Origin of the sequence: Pseudomonas sp. WS 5532 (assembly GCF_012985445.1) — a bacterium.
Classification (GTDB): Bacteria; Pseudomonadota; Gammaproteobacteria; order Pseudomonadales; family Pseudomonadaceae; genus Aquipseudomonas; species Aquipseudomonas edaphica.
Genome location: NZ_JAAQWK010000037.1, coordinates 13,681 through 33,606, shown reverse-complemented (window position 1 = coordinate 33,606; position 19,926 = coordinate 13,681). Strand labels below are relative to the sequence as shown.

Genomic DNA, 19,926 nt, shown 5'->3' with positions numbered 1-19,926 from the left:
TCATGTCCTGCACGAACGGCCCGCGACGCCAGAGTTGAGGGATCGACGAAGGCAGGAGCGAGAAAAGCTGAAGGCTGCCCAAGGCAGCCTTCAGCTATGAAACATGTTTACCGGACACTAGTGACGCAGAGCGTGGGAACGATCAATCAGCCGAAAAAAAGCCCCGGTTCCTGCGAACCGGGGCTTTTTCGTTTCAGCGAATTACATCACAGCGCCAGCGTGGGGTAGTCGATGTAACCCACTGGGCCTTTGCCGTAGAAGGTTTCCGGGTGCGGTTCGTTCAACGGCGCATCGGCCTTCAGGCGCGCCGGCAGGTCCGGGTTGGCAATGAACGGCACGCCGAAGGCCACTGCATCGGCCTTGCCGGCCGCCAGCCAGGCGTTGGCGCTGTCTTTGGTGAAGCGTTCGTTAGCGATGTACGGGCCACCGAAGGCTTTTTTCAGTTGTGGACCGAGGCTGTCGCCGGCTTCTTTTTCACGGGAGCAGATGAAGGCGATGCCACGCTTGCCCAGCTCGCTGGCGACGTAGGTGAAGGTTTCCGCCAAATTGTCGTCGCCCATGTCGTGGGAGTCGGCGCGTGGTGCCAAGTGCACACCCACACGGCCGGCGCCCCAGACTTCAATGGCGGCGTCGGTCACTTCCAGCAGCAGGCGAGCACGGTTTTCCAGGGAGCCACCGTAGTTGTCGGTGCGCTGGTTGGTGCTGCTTTGCAGGAACTGGTCGAGCAGGTAGCCGTTGGCGCCATGGATCTCCACGCCGTCAAAGCCTGCGGCCTTGGCGTTTTCAGCGCCGACGCGGTAAGCGTCAACGATGTCGGCGATTTCAGCGGTTTCCAGGGCGCGTGGCGTCGGGTAGTCGGCCAGCGGGCGAACCAGGCTGACGTGGCCTTTAGGCTGGATGGCGCTTGGTGCCACCGGGGTTTCGCCGTTGAGGTACGACTCATGGGAGATACGGCCCACGTGCCACAATTGCAGGAAAATCTTGCCGCCCGCGCCGTGTATAGCCTTGGTTACATTGGCCCAGCCGCGAACCTGGTCGTTGGACCAGATACCCGGTGTGTCCGGGTAGCCAACGCCCAGCGGCGTCACGGAGGTGGCTTCGCTTAAGATCAGCCCGGCGGAAGCGCGTTGCACGTAGTACTCGGCCATCAGCGCGTTGGGTACGCGGCCTTCATCGGCGCGGCAGCGGGTCAGCGGCGCCATGATGATGCGGTTGGACAATTGCAGGTCGCCCAGTTTGATCGGATCGAAAATAGTCGTCATGGGAAAACACCCTTCTCTTTAAGTGGATTGATCAGTTGGTCGCAGGGGCCAGGTCGGCATCGCCGCTCTGACGAAAAGTAATCAGGGTCACCAGCAGGGCCAGAATCGCCAGGGCCGCCGCGGCCAAAGGCACGCTGGTCAGGCCGAAACCGTGGGCAATCACGCTGCCGCCGACCCAGGCGCCGAGCGCGTTGCCGATGTTGAAGGCGCCGATATTCAAGGTGGACACCAAGTTTGGAGCGGCCTTGCCGAAGGTCACCACGTTGATTTGCAGCGCCGGTACGGCGGCGAACGAAGCGGTGGCCCACAGGAACAGGGTGATTTCCGTCGGGATCACCGCGACGCTGGTCCAGGTCAGCACCGTGGAGACCACTGCCATGCTGATGAACACGCCGATCAGGGTGGCGGCCAGGCGTTTGTCCGCCAGCTTGCCGCCAATGATGTTGCCGACGGTAAGCCCCAGGCCGATCAGCAGCAGGGTCCAGGTCACGCCTTTGGGCGACACGCCGGTGACATCGCCGAGCAGCGGTGCGACGTAAGTAAAGAGGGTGAACATGGACGCGGCGAACAACGCAGTCATGGTCAGCGACAGCCAGATGCCGGCGCCCTTGAGCGCGGCCAGTTCGGCGCGCATGTCGAGTTTTTCTTCGTCACGCTTGGCCGGCAGGAAGCGGATCAGACCGATCAAGGCGACTACGCCAATCACCGTCACCGCCCAAAAGGTCGAGCGCCAGCCGGCTTCCTGTCCCAGTGCGGTACCCAGCGGCACGCCGAGCACGTTGGCCAGGGTCAAACCGGTGAACATCAAGGCCACGGCCGAAGCCCGTTTGTTGGCCGGCACCAGGTTGGCCGCTACCACCGAACCGATCCCGAAGAACGCACCGTGGCACAGCGCGGTGACCACACGGGCAAACATCAGCACGTTGTAGTCACTGGCCAGGGCGCAGAGCAGGTTGCCGACAATAAAGATGCCCATCAACGCTACCAGGGCGGCCTTGCGTGGCAGCTTGGCGGTGGCCAGTGCCATGAACGGCGCGCCGATGGCCACGCCCAGGGCGTAGCCGGTGACCAGCCAGCCGGCGCCGGGGATCGACACGCCCAGGTCCGCCGCCACATCGGGCAGCAAGCCCATGATGACGAACTCGGTGGTGCCGATGGCGAAGGCGCTGAGGGCCAGTATGAGTAGCGAGAGGGGCATTGGCGTTTCCTTGTTACAGCGCTGCGTTTTCGTCAGCACTGAGTTCGGTGATGAGCGCCGCGAGGAAGGCCTGGATGGTTGCCTCGTTGCGTTTGAAAAAATGCCACTGCCCGGCCTTCTGGCTGCTGATCAACCCGGCGCGTTGCAAGGTGGCCAAATGGGCCGACACGGTCGACTGCGACAAGCCGCAGCGCTGGTCGATCTGCCCGGCACAGATCCCGTATTCGTGGTTGTGCACTTGCTCGGGAAACTGCACCTTCGGGTCTTTCAGCCAGGTGAGGATGTCTCGTCGTACTGGGTGTGCCAGGGCTTTTATTATTTCGTCGAGGTCAATGGACATGGCGGTTGCTCGGTTTCGTACAGCGTTATATCGCGATGAGGCGAACTTTAAATCGGTCTATCCCGATATACCAATATGATTTTGATCTGAGATCAGGCTATTTCGGTATATCGGGTTATAACGATACGTAATCGGCAGTGGTAGACTGCGCGGCATGAATTATCTCGCACATCTGCACCTGGGCGGCCAACTTCCTGCTCAATTGCTCGGCAGCCTGTATGGCGACTTTGTAAAAGGCCGCCTGCAAGGCCAGTTCAGCCCGCAAATCGAGTCGGCGATTCAGTTGCATCGCTCGATCGACCGCTTTACCGACAGCCACCCGCTGGTGGATGAGGCGTTGTCACGCTTCAGCCTGACCCGCAAGCGCTACGCCGGGATTGTCCTCGATGTGTTTTTCGACCACTGCCTGGCGCGGGATTGGGCGCTGTACGCCGAGCAGCCGCTGGAACGCTTCACTGCGCAGGTGTACCGCGTGCTGGCGGCCGAGCCGCAACTGCCGGGGCGGCTGGCGCAGATTGCGCCGTATATGGCGGCGGATGATTGGCTGGGTTCGTACCGCGAGTTTGCGGTGATGGAGCAGGTGTTGCGGGGGATCTCGCGGCGCCTGACACAGCCCCAGGAATTGGGCCATGCGATGCAGGAGTTGCGGGTTTTGTATGAGCCGTTGAGTGAAGATTTTCGGTTGTTTTATCCAGAGCTACAGAAGTTTGCACAGCTCCAACTGACTACTGAGATCTAACTGTGGGAGCTGGCTTGCCTGCGATAGCGGTGGGGCAGCCACATCTCTTTCAACTGACAGACTGCTATCGCAGGCAAGCCAGCTCCCACATTTGAACCGGTGTTCAGTTCATCTCAGGCCGCAAATGCAGGTCGAGCCGCCACCTGCTCAACTTCCGGCAACGGCCCAAACAACGCTTTCTGCACCGCCTGCTGCGCCTGATACGCCAGCGCCGCACGCTCCTGCCCGGCACAGGCAATCGGCTGGAGCACATGAATCTCCACATCACCCTGGTCATTACTGAACAGACGCATCAGGTGCGAGAGCAAATCGTCATCGCCAATAAAAGGTGCCAACGCATCCACCTGCCCATCACGCAAATAACGAATCGCTACCGGTTGCAGCGACACATCCGCATCAATCGCACTGGCCAGCAAACGCCCGTGGAACGTACGCAGGCTGCGCCCATCAGTGGTGGTGCCTTCGGGGAACATCAGCAGCGGATGCTGTTGCTCCAGATGGCGAGTCATCTGCTTGCGGATCAACTGGCTGTCGCCTGAGCCGCGGCGAATAAACAAGCTGCCGGCCTTGGCCGCCAACCAGCCGGCCACCGGCCAGGTGCGCACTTCGGCCTTGGACAAAAACGACATCGGCGCCACCGCGCCGAGCAGCGGAATGTCGGTCCAGGACACGTGATTGCTTACCCACAGCATCGGCTGCGTCGGCAACTCACCGTGTACCGTCACGCGAAAGGGCAGGGCGTTAGTCAGCCGTGCCATAAAAAAACGCGACCAACGCTGGCGCCGCACCATCGAGTTGGCAATGCCCATGCGTTCGAATACACCAAACACACTGGCCATGCTCAACCCCAGCGCCACCACCAGCAGCACCCGGGCAATGCGCCCGTACACGCGCAGGCGGCTCATCACATGGCCGCCTTGAAGTGGCGGGCGTAGCGCGGGCACAACTCATCGCGCTTGAGCAGGATGAACACATCGGCCACCTGGAAGTCTTCATCCCAGCACGGCTCGCCGCAGATCTTCGCACCCAGGCGCATATAGGCTTTGAGCAGCGGCGGCATTTCCGCGATGACGTTGGACGGCAGGTCCAGCGCCGGCAGTGGTTTTTTCGGTTCGGCGCGCAGGTGCTCGTTGCACAGGTAGCGTTCGCGCAGGCGCTGCATGATCGCGTGAGCCTGGATGCCGCCGTCGTGCATCGGGATGCTCGCGCAACCCATCAGATAGCTGTAACCGCCCTGGTTGAGGACTTCGGCCAACTCGCCCCACAACACCGCGATGGTGCCGCCATTGCGATAGGCCGGGTCGACGCAGGTGCGGCCGATCTCCAGGATCGGGCCTTGCAAATGCAGCAAGCCATGCAGGCTGAATTCTTCTTCGCTGTAGAACCGGCCCAAGGTGCTGGCGGCCTGGTGGTCGAGCAAACGGGTGGTGGCCACCAGTCGACCGCTGTTCAAATCCCGCACGCCTATATGGCTGCAGTGAACATCATAGTCATCCATGTCCAGACCCTGTTCCGCGCCTTTCAGCTTGGCGTTGAACTCGCCGCTGAACACGTTGAAACGCAGGGCCTGGGCTTCCTGCAAAGCCTTGGCGCCAACCAGGCGTTCGGCTTGCAGACGGCGTTCATTGCCGGTGTCGCTGATGCGGGCGATCTGAGTCATGGCGAATCTCCGAGTGCCGGCCACTTACCGGCCGGTCGACTTGTTTGTCCAAACTCAGGCTATGTAGGCTCGGTGTCAGCTCCATGAAGTTATGGTGACGCTTGGATGACAGGCCTTCCTGTCGCAAATCTGTCATGCGCCTGGGCTAGGCTCGCGGGCTTGAAAGCCCCCTTGAGTTTGCGTCCATGGTCCGAGGCCTGTTGTGCGTTGCCCTGCTGTTAGTCACCGCTGCCGCCCACGCCGACACCTGGCCGGACAAGGAATGGGCCAAGGGCGCGCCGCTCGAAGGCCCGGCGGTCGATGCACTGAATGCCTATGCTTTTCCACCCCGTGACGACGCCACTCGTAAAGGCATCCGCACCGACGCGCTGCTGGTGATCCGCGATGGCGTGATCGTTTACGAGCGCTACGACGCGCCCACCACCGCCAGCACGCCGCACCTGACCTGGTCGGTGAGCAAAAGCTTGATGGCCACTGTGCTCGGCGTGGCCTACGGCGAAAATCGCTTCAAACTGAATGACCCGGCCGCGCGTTTTTACCCGCCGATGAAACAGCACCCCAAAGTCACCATGGCCGACCTGCTGCACTGGGCCTCGGGCCTGGACTGGCAGGAAGACTACGAATACGCCCCACTCAATTCCTCGGTGGTGGCGATGCTCTACACCCGAGGCCGCAGCGATATGGCCGAGTTTGCCGCAGCCACCGAGGCCGCCGCCGCACCGGGCCAGGCCTTTCGTTATTCCAGTGGCGACAGCAATATTCTGTCCGCCGCCCTTAAAGGCATGCTCGGCCACAAGGCCTATATGAGTTACCCGTGGGACGCGCTGTTCAAGCCGCTGGGCATTCACAACGCCACCTGGGAAACCGACGCCGACGAAACCTTCGTCGCCTCGTCCTATGCCTACCTCACCGCTCGCGATTTGGCGCGGGTCGGCCTGCTGATGGCGCGCGACGGTCGTTGGGGGGAACAGCAACTGGTGCCTAAAGAGTGGGTCGCCTTCAACCGCCAGCCATTCGACAAATACAAGGCCGGCCAGGACGACGCCGTCCCCGGCGGGCAATGGTGGCTCAACCTCGACGTACGAGGTGCCCCAAGACCCTGGCCCGATGCGCCTGCCGACACCTTCGCCGCCCTCGGCCACTGGGGCCAGGCGCTCTATGTGCTGCCCGACGAACACCTGGTGATCGTGCGCTACGGCGATGACCGTGACGGCACTTACCGTCACAACGAACTGCTCAAGCGCGTACTGGCGGCGGTGCAACCATGATCCGTCGTCATCCGTTTATCAGCGTGTTTTTGCTGCTGTTGCTCGCCCTGTCGGGCTGGGTGTGGCACGAACGCGTCAACCTGCAAGCCTTCCCAGACATCATCGCGGCGTACACGGCCAAGGAGTATTGCTCGTGCCGGTATGTGGAGAACAACCCGGCGGACTATTGCCTGGGGTATGTGAAGCAGTATGTGCCGACCAGTGCGTTCACTGATTCGCCGGAACGCAGTGAAGTCACGGCAAGCGGCTTAGGGCGCACGCATACAGCGCGCTGGCTAGGCGACCGCCAAGGCTGCCGCCTCAGCCCCTGACACACCAAAGATTCTCTGTGGGAGCTGGCTTGCCTGCGATGGTGGCGGCACAGGCGACAGTGATGTTGACTGACCGGCCGCTATCGCAGGCAAGCCAGCTCCCACATGGATTTGTGCTGATCTTGGGAAATGAGGCAGTCCGGACAGGCGCCCGATGCACTGCACCGGGCGCGGACGACTTACTGCGGGGTTGGGCTGCCAGGCTGCAAGGCCAGCAACAGGTCATCGATGATCGCCTTGCCCATTTCCCCCAGGTAATGCGAGGCGAATGCAAACTTCTCCGCCTTGGGGTCCATGGCGGCTTCAAGGGAGAGCATTTTTGCGTAATAGAGCACGTGGGATGCGTGTTCGAGGGCTTCTACGAGCGGAACCCCGGCGTTGACGCGGAAGAGTTTCAGGTGGCTTTTGTTTTCTCCGCAGTCTGCGAAGGTGGCGGCGCCGAGGGTTTCGGCTGATGTGGCGTTAGTCATAACTGAATCCTTTTGCATGAACAAAAAGAGCTGCCACTAACGTTTCCAGGCGAAGGGTGGCAACTGTACGCGGGCTGGAAACCGAGGCAAAAGGAACCCGGCAGACCCGAAGGTCTCCCACGTACAGCCGCCAAAAAGCACAATCTGCAGGCATAAAAAAAGCGCCTGCTGATTGTTTGACGACGCTGTAGCGTCCTTAAGCGTCGGGTTTCCAGGCCCGGTCGCTGATGAGCAGCGACGGAGGCGAGGTTAACCCTATGCACGCGCCGTCGCAACCGGTGGCCAATAGCTGTCCGCAATCTGCGTTGTGTGGCGAGGGCGCTTGTCGGATCGCCGTACCGTCCCGTTTGACTGCGCAGCAGTCACCGGCTTTTTGGGGGCGCTTCGCACCCCAGCGCAAGCAAGCTTGCTCGCCACAGGGTTATGCGCAGCGGCAGAAGTGTCGGTTGTTGCCTTGAAACTTGCCGGGTGCTGTGTTTCCAGCGCGCGCCCCTGTAGTAACCTTGCCCGCGGCCGACCCCACACACGTCGGCCGTTAACAGGCATAAAAGGAGACTTATGACGCTGGGGCGCAAGGCCGAAAAATACTTCAGGATGATAAGAACGCGAATGGGCCTGGAGAAAAACTATTATTTAAAAAGCTTCATTATTGCGTTGTTTATTTTTTGCATGAGCGTCTACGGTTTCAAATCAAGCGAAAAGGCCGCGATCTATATTTTGATCTGCGGGGTTAATGCGCTGTTGTTCCCGCTGGCCAGGCGTGCAGTCGAAAACGTTGTCTTTCGTTTTACTGGAAAAGAATTTTGGGCGACACATCCCCTACAGACCGCCGCATCGAATGGTGGTCACACACTGCTATGGATGTTTTATTTCGTTTTTGCCATTCCGCTTGGCGTCTTCTATGGGCTGTGGTTGTGGCTGAAAAAATAGTGCCCGTTCGCGCGGCCTCTGCTTTCTGAGAACGGAACCTCTAGTTGTTGGGCCCCGCGTTTTGGGCGCGCTTCGCACCCCGGCGCAAGCAAGCTTGCTCGCCACAGGGTTATTAGGTGTCGGCCTTAGGTTCCACCCAGTGGAACCACCTTTGATTGTCCTCGCGCTCACATCGCGCTTAGCTGTCGATGTGCCGCCAACAAGAACGGGACCACCCGCCTGTGAGGAGAATCACCATGCGCCCACACCAGCACATTATGGATTGGCTCAGCGACGTCGCCAGCGACTTGCACGCTGTGCGCCACGATATCCACGCCCATCCCGAACTCGGCTTTGAAGAAAACCGCACCAGCGCGCTCGTTGCGCAGTCCTTGAAAGAATGGGGCTACGAGGTGCACACCGACATCGGCAAAACCGGTGTGGTCGGCGTGCTGCGCAATGGCAGCAGCTCGCGCACGCTGGGCATTCGCGCCGACATGGACGCCTTGCCCATCATCGAGAACACCGGCGCGGCCTACACCAGCCAGCACGCTGGTTGCATGCACGCCTGCGGGCATGACGGCCACACCACCATGCTGCTCGGTGCCGCGCGTTACTTGGCGGCGACGCGGCAATTTGACGGCACCTTGAACCTGATTTTCCAACCCGCCGAAGAAGGCCAGGGCGGCGCCGAGGCGATGCTGGCCGATGGTTTGCTCGAGCGCTTTCCGTGTGACGGCCTGTTCGGCATGCACAATATGCCGGGCTTGCCGGCGGGGCATCTGGGCTTGCGGGTCGGGCCGATGATGGCCTCGCAGGACTTGCTTACCGTGACGCTGGAAGGCGTCGGTGGCCACGGTTCCATGCCGCATCTGACGGTGGATCCGCTGGTGGCCGCCGCGAGTATGGTCATGGCGTTGCAAACGGTGGTGGCGCGCAATATCGACACCCAGGAAGCCGCCGTGGTCACGGTCGGTGCGCTGCAAGCGGGGCAGGCCGCCAACGTGATTCCTCAGCAAGCGCTGTTGCGCCTGAGCCTGCGCGCACTGAACCCCAAGGTGCGCGAGCAGATGCTCGAACGGGTCAACGCGATCATCCAGACCCAGGCCGCGAGCTTCGGCTGCACGGTGCAGGTCGAACACCGCCCGGCCTACCCGGTGCTGGTCAACCACGCCGAAGAAACCGAGTTCGCTCGCCAGGTCGGCATTGCCTTGCTCGGCGCCGACGCGGTGGACGGCAACACCCGCACGCTGATGGGCAGTGAAGACTTCGCCTGGATGCTGCAACGCTGCGCCGGCAGTTACCTGTTTATCGGCAACGGCGTGTCGCGGCCGATGGTGCATAACCCCGCCTATGACTTCAACGACGACATCCTGCTGACCGGCGCCGCCTACTGGGGCGCGCTGGCCGAGAGCTGGCTCAAGCCTGCCTGACGACCTCTTTTTTTCTGCCGCTGGACCCTTGCCCTTATCGGTTGAATGGAGTGTTCCTCATGCAGACTTCAAACACAGGCGTATCGCGCACCCGCCAGGTGGTGGCGGCTGTGATCGGCAATGCGCTGGAATGGTATGACTTTATCGTTTACGGCTTTCTGGCCAGCATCATCGCCCGGCAATTCTTTCCGTCGCAGGATGAATACGCCTCGCTGCTGATGGCCCTGGCCACCTTCGGCGTGGGCTTTTTCATGCGCCCGGTGGGCGGCATCCTGCTCGGCATTTATGCCGACCGCAAAGGCCGCAAAGCCGCGATGCAGTTGATTATCCGGCTGATGACCGTGTCTATCGCATTGATCGCCTTCGCGCCCAATTACGCCGCCATCGGCATGGGCGCGCCGCTGCTGATTGTGGTGGCGCGCATGCTCCAGGGCTTTGCCACCGGCGGTGAGTACGCGAGTGCCACGGCGTTTCTGGTGGAAAGTGCGCCGGCCCATCGCAAGGGCTTGTATGGCTCCTGGCAGTTGGTGGGGCAATGCCTGGCGGTATTTGGTGGGGCGGCGATGGTGGCGTTGGTCACGCACTTCTTTTCGCCGCAAACCCTCGACCTGTGGGGCTGGCGCGTGCCGTTTGTGCTGGGCTTGCTGATCGGTCCGGTGGGCTTGTGGATTCGCCGTCACCTGGAAGACCCCGAAGAGTTTATCCAGGCGCGCAAGCAAGCGACCGGCCCGGCGCCGAGCTTGATGGGCGTGCTGCGCGAGCATCGGCGCAGCATCCTTGTCTCCATGGGCTTGGCCTGTGGGGCGACGGTGTCGTTCTACGTGGTGCTGGTGAATATGCCGACCTTCGCGCACAAGAGCCTCGGTTTGCCGCTGGACCAGGTGCTGATGGTGCAGATGTTCGCAGTGGCGCTGATGACCGTGGTGATTCCGCTGTCCGGCATGCTCTCGGACCGGCTGGGGCGGCGGCCGGTGTTGATGGCTTTCACCCTGGCATTCTTTGTGATGGTTTACCCGTTGTATGTGTGGGTGGCCGCGGCACCGTCCATCGAGCGCTTGCTGGTGATGCAAGTGCTGCTGTGCACGGTCATCGGCGGCTTTTTCGGCCCGGCACCGACGGCCCTGGCCGAACAGTTTCCGATTGAGGTGAGGTCAACGGGTGTGTCGGTGGCTTATAACGTCGCGGTCATGGTGTTCGGCGGTTTCGCACCGTTGATCGTGACCTGGCTGACCAAAGTACTGGGTACGCCAGTGGCGCCGTCGTTTTATGTACTGTTCGCTTGCGTGCTGACGTTGATGGGCACTTACTGCATGCACGAAGCCCCACGGGCGAAAAAACCGCTGCCCTTTTCCAATGAGGTGAAGCCTTGAGCCGTGTTGATTGGGATGCCACGCAGCTGTCGCAAGCGATCCATGCGCGGCAGGTGTCGTGTGAAGACGTGATGGGCGATTACCTGGCGCAGATCCAGCGTTTTAACCCGAGTGTGAATGCGCTGGTGTCGTTACGTGATGCCGATGAAGTGCTGGCCGAAGCGCGTGCCTGTGATCGTGAGTTGGACCAGGGCCAATCGCGAGGCTGGATGCACGGCATGCCCCAGGCGATCAAGGATTTGGCGGCCACCAAGGGCTTGCGCACCACCTTGGGCTCGCCGCTGTTCGCCGAGCATGTGCCCGCCGAAGATGCGATCAGCGTGTCGCGCGTACGGGCCAGCGGCGCGATCATCATCGGCAAGACCAACGTGCCGGAATTCGGCCTCGGCTCGCAGACCTACAACACGCTGTTCGGCACCACCGGCAATGCCTATGACCCACGTTTGGTGGCCGGAGGCAGCAGCGGCGGGGCGGCGGTGGCGCTGGCGTTGCGCATGCTGCCGGTGGCCGATGGCAGCGACATGATGGGCTCGCTGCGCAACCCGGCGGCGTTCAATAACGTGTTTGGTTTGCGCCCTTCACAGGGGCGTGTGCCGCACGGGCCGGCGCCGGAATTGTTTGTGCAGCAACTGGGCACCGAAGGCCCAATGGGTCGCAGTGTGACGGATGTGGCGCATTTGCTCAGTATCCAGGCCGGTTACGACCCACGGGTGCCGCTCTCATCCAAGGATGATCCGTCGGTGTTCGGCCAGCCGTTGCAGCGCGACTTCAAAGGCGCCCGCCTGGGCTGGCTGGGTGACTACAACGGCTACTTGCCGATGGACGAGGGTGTGATGAGCCTGTGCGAGTCGGCCCTCGGCGATTTCGCCGCATTGGGCTGCGAGGTGGAAAGCTGCCAGCCGGCATTTTCCCTGGCGCGCCTATGGCGCTGCTGGTTGGTGCATCGCCACTGGCTGGTGCACGGCAACCTCGGCGGGGCCTACGCCAACCCGCAAAAACGCGCATTGCTCAAGCCTGAGGCGCAATGGGAAGTGGAGGGCGGGCTGGGCTTGAGCGCGCAGCAGGTGTACCAGGCGTCGGTGGACCGTAGCGAGTGGTATCGCGCCCTGGCCAAGCTGTTTGAACGTTACGATTTCCTGCTGTTGCCCACTGCCCAAGTGTTCCCTTTTGATGCACAACAAGCGTGGCCGCGCCGTGTGGGTGGGCGCGAAATGGACACTTATCACCGCTGGATGGAGGTGGTGATCGGCCCTACATTGGCCGGCTTGCCGAGCATGAATATTCCGGTGGGCTTCAATCCTCAAGGCTTGCCCATGGGCCTGCAGATTATCGGCCCGGCCCAGGCGGACCGGGCGGTTTTGCAGCTGGCCTATGCCCATGAACAGCTGACGCAATGGGTACAACGCCGCCCGCCTGCGTGCCTTGAATCGATGAGTTGACCTGCGATCGGGCCTGTATCTTGCTGTGAAAAATGATCATCCACCGGCAACAGGGAGATCGAACATGGAGACAGGCACGGTACGGTCGGTTGAGCGCGCACTCGCCATCGTCGAACTGCTCGGCGAACACCAGGCCTTGGGGTTGGAGGAGTTGCACTACCTCACACGACTGCCCAAGGCGACGGTGTCGCGCATGTTGCTGACCTTGCAGGAACAGGGGTGGGTCTATCGCGGCCTCAGCGACCGTCGTTACCGCCTGCGCGCCCAGCGCTTGTTCGGCGACACCCAGCAACGTTTCAAGCGCCAGGTGGTGGAAAGCGCCGCGCCCTGGCTGCTGGAACTCAGCGAGCGCACCGGGCTGGTGGTGGATTTATCCTGCTTTGATGGTGAGCGCCTGGAAGTCATGGAAAGCGCGATCCCCAGTGTGTTGCGCAAGCTGTACCCCAACAACTGCCAGATCGTCGGCCAGCACGCCAGCCTGTTTCACTCGGCGATGGGCAAGGCATGCCTGACGCAATTGCCGGTTGAGGAGGTGCAGCGTCTGGCGGGCCGCGATCATGTCGCCGCGGACGAGCAGGTGCATACCTGCGAGCAAACCCAGCACCAGGGGTTTGGCCAGCGCACTGAAGGCTATTGGGAATACCCGGTGCGCCTGCCGTTTCTGATTCGTGCGGTGGCCCTGCCGGTGCAGGCCAATGGGCGGCTGGTGGGCAGTATGGCGTTGCACTGGCCGATGCATCAGGCGCCGGTGGAGCGCGTATTGAACCTGCACATGGCCAGCCTCGAAGCGACGGTGCGCGATGTGCAGCGGGCGCTGATCTGAAGGCAACCACCGAACTCTGTGGGAGCTGGCTTGCCTGCGATAGCGGCAGGTCAGTCACCCTTGCTGCTGGCTGTGCCGCCGTCATCGCAGGCAAGCCAGCTCCCACATTGGATTTGCGCCGCTTGTGAGATTGCGCTTAAGGTTCGTGCAGGTTTTTTGCCCCATGAGTTTCTATGTTCAATCTCAAACCCCTGGCCTTCACGCTGTTGACGTGCGCCGCCTTGCCTGCCCACGCCGACTGGTACCTGGATAACGAATCCTCGCGCCTGTCGTTCGTCACCACCAAGAACACCGAGATTGCCGAGGTGCATCGTTTCCTGGTGTTGCACGGCAAGGTCGACAGCAAAGGCGCGGCGCAGCTTGAGGTCGAGATGGAGTCGATCAACAGCGGCATCCCGCTGCGCGATGAGCGCATGCGCAATGACCTGTTCCAGATCAAGGCCTTCCCCGAAGCGCTGATCAGCGCGCAGATTAATCTGCAACCGATCAATGACCTGGCCCCAGGCGCGCAAATTGAGTTGCGCCTGCCACTGTCGGTGACGTTGCACGGCAAGACTCAAACCTACAGCGCCGAACTGCTCGCCACACGTCTGGATGACCGGCGCTTTCAGGTGGTGACCCTGGAACCTGTGGTGCTGCATGCCGAGGATTTCGATTTGGTGCCGGGTGTGGCGGCACTGCGCAAGGCGGCCGGCTTGGCGTCGATCAGTTTGTCGGTGCCGGTCGGTGCGGTGCTGATTTTCACGGCGCGCTGACGTGAGCGGCGCAGTGTTCCCATGGCGCAGCGCCAACCGCTTCGAGTTGCTGATCGACGGCCCGAGTTTCTTCCCGCAGATGCTGGTGGGTATTGCCCGGGCCGAGCGCCAGGTCGATCTGGAGTTGTACCTGGTGGAGGCGGGTGCTTGCGCTGAAGCCATGGTGCAAGCGTTGGTGCAAGCCGCCGAGCGCGGCGTGCAGGTGCGCTGCCTGTTTGATGATTACGGCAGCCTGGCCTTCACGCTGGGCCTGCGTAAGCGCCTCACCGACGCGGGCGTGCAACTGCGCTTCTACAATCGCCTGAGCTGGCGCCGTTGGATGCGTAACCTGTACCGCGACCATCGCAAACTGTTGCTGATTGATCAGGGCATCGCCGTGGTCGGCGGCACGGGCGTTACCGATGAGTTCTGGACGCCAGGGCAAGACACCGCCGACTGGCATGAAGTGATGGTGCAGATCAGCGGCCCGTTGGTGCTGGACTGGCAGGCGTTGTTCGACCGCCAATGGCATGCCAACGCGGCGCGCCGTGAGTGGAAACCCGCCACCCATTTCGGTTTGCCGCGCTTGCCCAAGGTGCCGGCCACCGGGCCTGGCCTGGGGCGCGTGGCGTATGCCGATGCTCGTCAGCACCGCGATATTTTGCAGTCGCTGATCCGCGCGCTGAACAGCAGCAAGACGCGCATCTGGCTGGCCACCCCGTATTTTCTACCGACCTGGAGCGTGCGCCGTGCGTTGCGCCGCGCAGCCGGGCGTGGCGTGGATGTGCGTTTATTGCTGACCGGCCCGCGCACCGATCACCCTTCAGTGCGCTACGCCGGGCACCGTTATTACCCACGATTGTTGCGCGCAGGCGTGCAAATCTTTGAATACCAGCCGTGTTTTTTGCACCTGAAAATGGTGCTGGTGGACGACTGGGTGAGCGTTGGCTCGTGCAATTTCGACCACTGGAATTTGCGCTTTAACCTGGAGGCCAACCTGGAAGCGCTCGACCCAGAATTGACGGCAGCGGTGGTGGGCAGTTTCGAGGGTGATTTTGCCAAGAGCCAGGCGGTGAGCCTGGCGGCCTGGAAGGCGCGGCCACTGTGGCGGCGGGTGAAGCAGCGGGTGTGGGGCTGGATTGATCGGTTGGTGGTCAACCTGCTGGATCGGCGGGGGTAGCCGCATCACTTAGATCAAATGTGGGAGCTGGCTTGCCTGCGAAAGCATCACCTCAGTACACCTGACACACCGAGGTGCCTGCATCGCAGGCAAGCCAGCTCCCACAAAAGCCAGCTTCCACACTGACCGCATTTACAGTTTTAGATCAGAGCAGTTCAAACGTCTGCTGCTGCACATCCTGGGAATCCAACCCGATCTGCACATTGAACTCGCCCGGTTCCGCCGCGAACTTGAGTTGAGTGTTGTAGAACTTCAAGTCTTCCTCGCTGATGGTGAAGTGCAAAGTGCGCTCTTCACCGGCCTTGAGCATGACTTTCTGGAAGTTCTTCAGCTCTTTAACCGGGCGGATCATCGAGCCGGCCACGTCCTGGATGTACAACTGCACTACGGTTTCGCCATCGACTTTACCGGTGTTCTTCACGGTGACGCTGGCGTCGAGCTTGCCGGTCTTGTTCAGGGTGGTGGACGACAGCGCCATGTCCGACAGGCTGAACGTGGTGTAGCTCAAGCCATAACCGAACGGGAACAGCGGCCCGGTGACGTCATCGAAGTACTGCGAGGTGTAGTTGCCCGGCTTGCCTGGGGTGAACGGCCGGCCGATGCTCAGGTGGTTGTAGTAGGTTGGAATCTGCCCCACCGACCGCGGGAAGGTGATCGGCAGCTTGCCCGATGGGTTGTAGTCACCGAACAGCACGTCGGCGATGGCGTTGCCGCCTTCAGTGCCGGCAAACCAGGTTTCCAGGATCGCGTCAGCCTCTTTGTTTTCATCCACAATCGACAGCGGGCGGCCGTTCATCAGCACCAAGACCAGCGGTTTGCCGGTGGCTTTGAGCGCCTTGATCAGGTCGCGCTGGCTTTGCGGGATGTTCAGGTCGGTGCGGCTGGAAGACTCGTGGGACATGCCACGGGACTCGCCCACGGCGGCGACCACTACGTCGGCTGCCTTGGCGGCCTTGACCGCTTCGTCGATCATCACCTGGGCTGGGCGGGTGTCATCGACCACTTCCGGCGCATCGAAGTTGAGGAAGTTGAGGTAGTCGACCACGGCCTTGTCATTGGTGATGTTGGCGCCACGGGCGTAGATGATTTTGCCTTTGTCGCCGATTACAGCGTTCATGCCGTCCAGCAGCGTGACGGATTGTTCAGGCTTACCGGCGGCGGCCCAACTGCCCATCATGTCGATCGGTGCCTTGGCCAGCGGGCCGACCAGGGCGATGGTCGCGGATTTTTTCAGCGGCAGGGTGTTGTTGTGGTTTTTCAGCAAGACCTGGCTGCGGCGTGCAATATCGCGCGCATCGCTGCGGTGCAGGCGGCTGTCGGCATAGGTGTCGGCCGGGTCATCTTCGGCCTTGCCGATGCGCAGGTACGGGTCTTTGAACAGGCCCATGTCGTACTTGGCGCCGAGCACTTCGCGCACCGCATTGTCGATGTCGCTTTGCTCGATTTCGCCGGATTTGAGCAGGCCGGGCAATTCCTTGCCGTACAGCGAGTCGTTCATGCTCATGTCGATGCCGGCCTTGATCGCCAGCTTGGCAGCCTCACGCCCGTCCTTGGCCACGCCGTGCTTGATCAGCTCGAAGATCGCGCCATGGTCGCTCACGGCCAAACCTTTGAAGCCCCAGTCCTTGCGCAGCAGGTCGTTCATCAGCCAGGTGTTGGCGGTGGCCGGTACGCCGTTGATCGAGTTGAGCGCCACCATCACGCCGCCGGAACCGGCCTTGATCGCCGCATGGTACGGCGGCAGGTAGTCCTGGTACATCTTGACCGGGCTCATGTCGACCACGTTGTAGTCGCGACCGCCTTCCACCGCGCCATACAGGGCGAAGTGCTTGACGCTGGCCATGATGCTGTCGGCATTTGCCGGGCTTACGCCCTGGAACGCCTTGACCATCACTTCGGCAATGCGTGAGACCAGGTAGGTGTCTTCACCAAAACCTTCGGAGGTGCGGCCCCAGCGCGGGTCGCGGGAAATGTCGACCATCGGCGCAAAGGTAATGTCGAGGCTGTCGGCGGCGGCTTCCTGGGCGGCGATGCGCCCGGAGCGGCCGATGGCGTCCATGTCCCAGCTGGAGGCCAGGGCCAGGCTGATCGGGAAGATGGTGCGGTGGCCGTGGATCACGTCATAGGCGAAGAACATCGGGATCTTCAACCGGCTGCGCATGGCCGCGTCCTGCATCGGACGGTTTTCCGGGCGGGTGATCGAGTTGAACGTGCCGCCGATGCGGCCGGCGGCGATTTCCTTGCGGATCAGCTCGCGGGGCATTTCCGGGCCGATGCTGATCAGGCGCAATTGGCCGATCTTTTCATCCAGGGTCATCTGCTTGAGCAGGTCGCTGACGAAGGCGTCCTTGTCTTTAAGCGCAGCAGGCTTTGTTTCTGCCCAGACGGGGTGGGTGGCCAGAGTGGCAACAAGGCCGAGCAAACACAGCTTTTTCATGAATATCCTTTTTCGGCTACTGCACAGCGAAAATGCGCTGGTCTGCCAAAATGTGGGGGAACCTATGTTGTTGTTCGAGTGTTATTGCAGTAAATGCACCACACTTGTGAACTCTTATTCGCGCTGGGCATCTTTTTAGCTGATTGGCTCGACGCAATCCAGTGGTGGCGGATTATGCCCCAAGCGCGCGGTTTATAGGGTTAGTCATCACATTCCATCCAGATTGGGCAGGAGAAACACTATGCAAGCAGCACAACATTACCGCTGGGGCTTCAAGGCCGCGGCTTTGCTACTGATCAGCACGGTGCTGAGCGGTTGCGGCATCAACACCATTCCGACCCTGGACGAACAGGCCAAGGCGGCCTGGGGCCAGGTGCAGAACCAATACCAACGCCGCGCCGACCTGATTCCCAACCTGGTGGAAGTGGTCAAGGGCTATGCGGCCCATGAGCAAGACACCCTCACCGCTGTGATTGAGGCGCGGGCCAAGGCCACCTCGATCCAAGTGGATGCCAGCACCCTCGACAACCCCGAGAAACTCAAGCAGTTCCAACAGGCTCAAGACGGTTTGAGCGGCGCACTCAGCCGTCTGATGGTGGTGTCCGAGCGTTACCCGGACCTCAAAGCCAACCAGAACTTCCTGGCGTTGCAGTCTCAGCTTGAAGGCACCGAAAACCGTATTGCCGTGGCCCGTCGCGACTTTATCCAGGCGGTGCAGGCTTACAACACCGAGATCCGCACCTTCCCCGGCCGCCTGTGGCATAGCGTGATGTACAGCGACTTGCCGATCCGCGCCACGTTTGAAGCCACCAGTGCCGACGCCGATAAAGCGCCGCAAGTGAAGTTCAAATAAGGCTTCTCTGAGGTGTCGATGCGTTTATTACGGATAGGCTTGGCGCTGTGGCTGCTGGCCTGCGTGGGCGTGGCCCAGGCGGCGCTGACCTTCCCGGCCTTGACCGGGCGGGTGGTGGACACCGCACAGATGATCGACCCGGCGGTACGTGCGCAGCTGACCCAGCAATTGCAGGCGCTGGAGCAAACCTCGGGTGACCAGATCGTGGTGGTCACTGTGCCTGACCTGCAGGGCGTGCCCATTGAGGACTACGGTTATCAATTGGGCCGCCAGTGGGGCATCGGCCAAAAGGGCAAGGACAACGGCGCGCTGTTGATCGTCGCCCGCGATGAGCGCAAATTGCGCATCGAAGTCGGCTATGGCCTCGAAGGCGTGCTGACCGATGCGCAGTCGTGGGTGATCATCAACCAGGTGATCGCGCCCAAGTTCAAGGCCGGTAATTACAGCCAGGGCATCAGCGACGGCGTTGCGGCCATGATTCAGGTGGTGGGCGGCGAGCCGCTGGCCGTGCCGGCGCATGTGGCGGATGCGAATTTTGCCAAGGATAATCCGGGGTTTTCCATCGGTTTGTTCATCCTGCTGATCGGCGTGTTGTGGCTGTGTAATCGGCTGGGGCTGCCCGTTGGCGCTATCCTGCTGGCGATTCTCAGCAGCAGTGGACGCGGCGGCGGTGGCGGGGGCGGCGGTGGTGGCTTCAGAGGCGGCGGCGGTGGTTTTGGCGGCGGTGGTGCCTCAGGTGGCTGGTAATGACAATAACTAGAACAGAGCATCTACAACCATGGCATTACTGACTGAACACGAGCAGCGCCAAGTCGCCGAAGCGATCGCACGCGTCGAAAAAACCACCGACGCCGAGCTGGTCACCGTGCTGGCCGCGCGCGCGGATGATTACGCCTATATCCCGCTGCTGTGGGCCAGCCTGATCGCCTTGGTGGTGCCTGGCATCGTGCACTACCTGTCGGGCTACCTGACCATGTACACCTTGCTGTTGGCGCAATGGGCGACCTTCATTGTGCTGTGCCTGTTGTTTCGCCTGCCCAAGGTCACCACCCGCCTGATTCCGCGTTCGGTACGCCACTGGCGTGCATCGAACCTGGCCCGTCGACAGTTCCTGGAGCAAAACCTGCACCACACGCTGGGCAGCACCGGCGTGCTGATTTTTGTCAGCGAGGCGGAGCGGTATGTGGAGATCCTGGTGGACGATGGTATTTCCAGGCACCTGGATGACAGCAGTTGGGATGAGATCGTCAAGGCATTCACCCAGCAGGTGAAGCAGGGGCAGACGCTGGCGGGGTTTATTGCCTGCATCGAGGCGTGTGGTGAATTGCTGAAGGTGCATGTGCCGGTGACGCAGACGCGTAATGAGCTGCCTAACCGCCTGATAGTGCTGGAATAGCTGCTTTTCTGTGGGAGCCGGGCTTGTGTGGGAGCTGGCTTGCCTGCGATGCAGACACCTCGGCCCATCAGAAAACCCAGGTGATGCCATCGCAGGCAAGCCAG

The 19,926-nt window shown here is 61.4% G+C and carries 20 protein-coding genes; 13 read left to right on the top strand and 7 right to left on the bottom strand.

All coding sequences use genetic code 11. From position 1 onward, the window contains the following. Window positions 1-206 precede the first annotated feature (206 nt). From HBO23_RS32630 to HBO23_RS32620, 3 genes are read right to left on the bottom strand one after another with little or no spacing between them, the layout of a single operon-like run. Window positions 207-1,262: an alkene reductase gene (locus HBO23_RS32630; protein ID WP_170040890.1), complete on the bottom strand. Its 1,056-nt coding sequence runs from the start codon at window positions 1,260-1,262 to the stop codon at window positions 207-209. 31 nt (window positions 1,263-1,293) lie between these two features. Then, window positions 1,294-2,460 (bottom strand): MFS transporter, encoded by a 1,167-nt coding sequence (locus tag HBO23_RS32625; RefSeq protein WP_017137251.1) that lies wholly within the window; start codon window positions 2,458-2,460, stop codon window positions 1,294-1,296. Window positions 2,461-2,473: 13 nt separating this feature from the next. After that, window positions 2,474-2,800 carry a helix-turn-helix transcriptional regulator gene (locus HBO23_RS32620; protein WP_017137252.1) on the bottom strand — a complete coding sequence of 109 codons (327 nt, stop codon included), beginning with the start codon at window positions 2,798-2,800 and terminating at the stop codon, window positions 2,474-2,476. 154 nt (window positions 2,801-2,954) lie between these two features. Here HBO23_RS32620 and HBO23_RS32615 point away from each other — a divergent pair, with 154 nt between their 5' ends. Continuing rightward, a complete protein-coding gene (locus HBO23_RS32615; RefSeq protein WP_017137253.1) occupies window positions 2,955-3,539 on the top strand; it encodes an ACP phosphodiesterase in 585 nt (194 codons plus the stop codon). Between the two features lie 113 nt (window positions 3,540-3,652). On the opposite strand, the gene HBO23_RS32610 is transcribed toward HBO23_RS32615, so the two are convergent. Together HBO23_RS32610 and olsB are read right to left on the bottom strand one after the other, a co-directional pair. Further along, window positions 3,653-4,444, bottom strand: coding sequence for a lysophospholipid acyltransferase family protein (locus tag HBO23_RS32610; RefSeq protein WP_017137254.1), 792 nt, complete (start codon window positions 4,442-4,444; stop codon window positions 3,653-3,655). Next, window positions 4,444-5,199, bottom strand: coding sequence for an L-ornithine N(alpha)-acyltransferase (gene olsB / locus HBO23_RS32605; RefSeq protein ID WP_017137255.1), 756 nt, complete (start codon window positions 5,197-5,199; stop codon window positions 4,444-4,446). The genes HBO23_RS32610 and olsB overlap by 1 nt, the downstream gene beginning before the upstream one ends. A 185-nt stretch (window positions 5,200-5,384) precedes the next feature. Here olsB and HBO23_RS32600 point away from each other — a divergent pair, with 185 nt between their 5' ends. Then, window positions 5,385-6,467, top strand: a complete 1,083-nt coding sequence (locus HBO23_RS32600) for a serine hydrolase (protein WP_170040889.1) — start codon at window positions 5,385-5,387, stop codon at window positions 6,465-6,467. After that, window positions 6,464-6,778, top strand: a complete 315-nt coding sequence (locus HBO23_RS32595; protein ID WP_138454419.1) for an amidase — start codon at window positions 6,464-6,466, stop codon at window positions 6,776-6,778. The genes HBO23_RS32600 and HBO23_RS32595 overlap by 4 nt, the downstream gene beginning before the upstream one ends. 179 nt (window positions 6,779-6,957) lie before the next feature. Here the strand turns inward: HBO23_RS32595 and HBO23_RS32590 are convergent, their stop codons facing one another. After that, complete coding sequence (locus HBO23_RS32590) at window positions 6,958-7,248, bottom strand: DUF3077 domain-containing protein (RefSeq protein ID WP_017137258.1); 291 nt, start codon at window positions 7,246-7,248, stop codon at window positions 6,958-6,960. 558 nt (window positions 7,249-7,806) lie between these two features. On the opposite strand from HBO23_RS32590, the gene HBO23_RS32585 reads away from it, so the two are divergent. The 7 genes from HBO23_RS32585 to HBO23_RS32555 all read left to right on the top strand — a co-directional run bounded on the left by HBO23_RS32585 (window position 7,807) and on the right by HBO23_RS32555 (window position 15,136). Next, on the top strand, window positions 7,807-8,178 hold the full coding sequence (locus HBO23_RS32585; protein ID WP_170040888.1) for a colicin E1 family microcin immunity protein: 372 nt from the start codon (window positions 7,807-7,809) through the stop codon (window positions 8,176-8,178). 236 nt (window positions 8,179-8,414) lie between these two features. Continuing rightward, entirely contained in the window at window positions 8,415-9,590 is a 1,176-nt protein-coding gene (locus tag HBO23_RS32580; RefSeq protein ID WP_170040887.1) for a M20 aminoacylase family protein, read from the top strand. A gap of 59 nt (window positions 9,591-9,649) precedes the next feature. Further along, complete coding sequence (locus tag HBO23_RS32575) at window positions 9,650-10,960, top strand: citrate-proton symporter (RefSeq protein WP_017137261.1); 1,311 nt, start codon at window positions 9,650-9,652, stop codon at window positions 10,958-10,960. Then, window positions 10,957-12,399 (top strand): amidase, encoded by a 1,443-nt coding sequence (locus tag HBO23_RS32570; protein ID WP_170040886.1) that lies wholly within the window; start codon window positions 10,957-10,959, stop codon window positions 12,397-12,399. The genes HBO23_RS32575 and HBO23_RS32570 overlap by 4 nt, the downstream gene beginning before the upstream one ends. A gap of 64 nt (window positions 12,400-12,463) precedes the next feature. Continuing rightward, the gene (locus HBO23_RS32565; RefSeq protein WP_017137263.1) at window positions 12,464-13,222 is read left to right on the top strand and encodes a helix-turn-helix domain-containing protein; all 759 of its coding nucleotides are present in this window, start codon (window positions 12,464-12,466) and stop codon (window positions 13,220-13,222) included. A 173-nt stretch (window positions 13,223-13,395) separates the two neighbouring features. After that, complete coding sequence (locus HBO23_RS32560) at window positions 13,396-13,977, top strand: YceI family protein (protein WP_017137264.1); 582 nt, start codon at window positions 13,396-13,398, stop codon at window positions 13,975-13,977. Between the two features lies 1 nt (window position 13,978). Beyond that, window positions 13,979-15,136, top strand: a complete 1,158-nt coding sequence (locus HBO23_RS32555; RefSeq protein ID WP_099548607.1) for a phosphatidylserine/phosphatidylglycerophosphate/cardiolipin synthase family protein — start codon at window positions 13,979-13,981, stop codon at window positions 15,134-15,136. Between the two features lie 145 nt (window positions 15,137-15,281). On the opposite strand, the gene bglX is transcribed toward HBO23_RS32555, so the two are convergent. Further along, window positions 15,282-17,573 (bottom strand): beta-glucosidase BglX, encoded by a 2,292-nt coding sequence (gene bglX / locus HBO23_RS32550; RefSeq protein WP_017137265.1) that lies wholly within the window; start codon window positions 17,571-17,573, stop codon window positions 15,282-15,284. A 241-nt stretch (window positions 17,574-17,814) separates the two neighbouring features. On the opposite strand from bglX, the gene HBO23_RS32545 reads away from it, so the two are divergent. Genes HBO23_RS32545 through HBO23_RS32535 form a run of 3 tightly spaced genes read left to right on the top strand, consistent with a single transcriptional unit; the run spans window position 17,815 to window position 19,822 of the window. Further along, the gene (locus HBO23_RS32545; RefSeq protein ID WP_017137266.1) at window positions 17,815-18,426 is read left to right on the top strand and encodes a LemA family protein; all 612 of its coding nucleotides are present in this window, start codon (window positions 17,815-17,817) and stop codon (window positions 18,424-18,426) included. Window positions 18,427-18,444: 18 nt separating this feature from the next. Then, on the top strand, window positions 18,445-19,173 hold the full coding sequence (locus tag HBO23_RS32540; protein WP_026013717.1) for a TPM domain-containing protein: 729 nt from the start codon (window positions 18,445-18,447) through the stop codon (window positions 19,171-19,173). 31 nt (window positions 19,174-19,204) lie between these two features. Beyond that, window positions 19,205-19,822: a TPM domain-containing protein gene (locus tag HBO23_RS32535; protein ID WP_017137268.1), complete on the top strand. Its 618-nt coding sequence runs from the start codon at window positions 19,205-19,207 to the stop codon at window positions 19,820-19,822. Window positions 19,823-19,926: the final 104 nt, after the last annotated feature.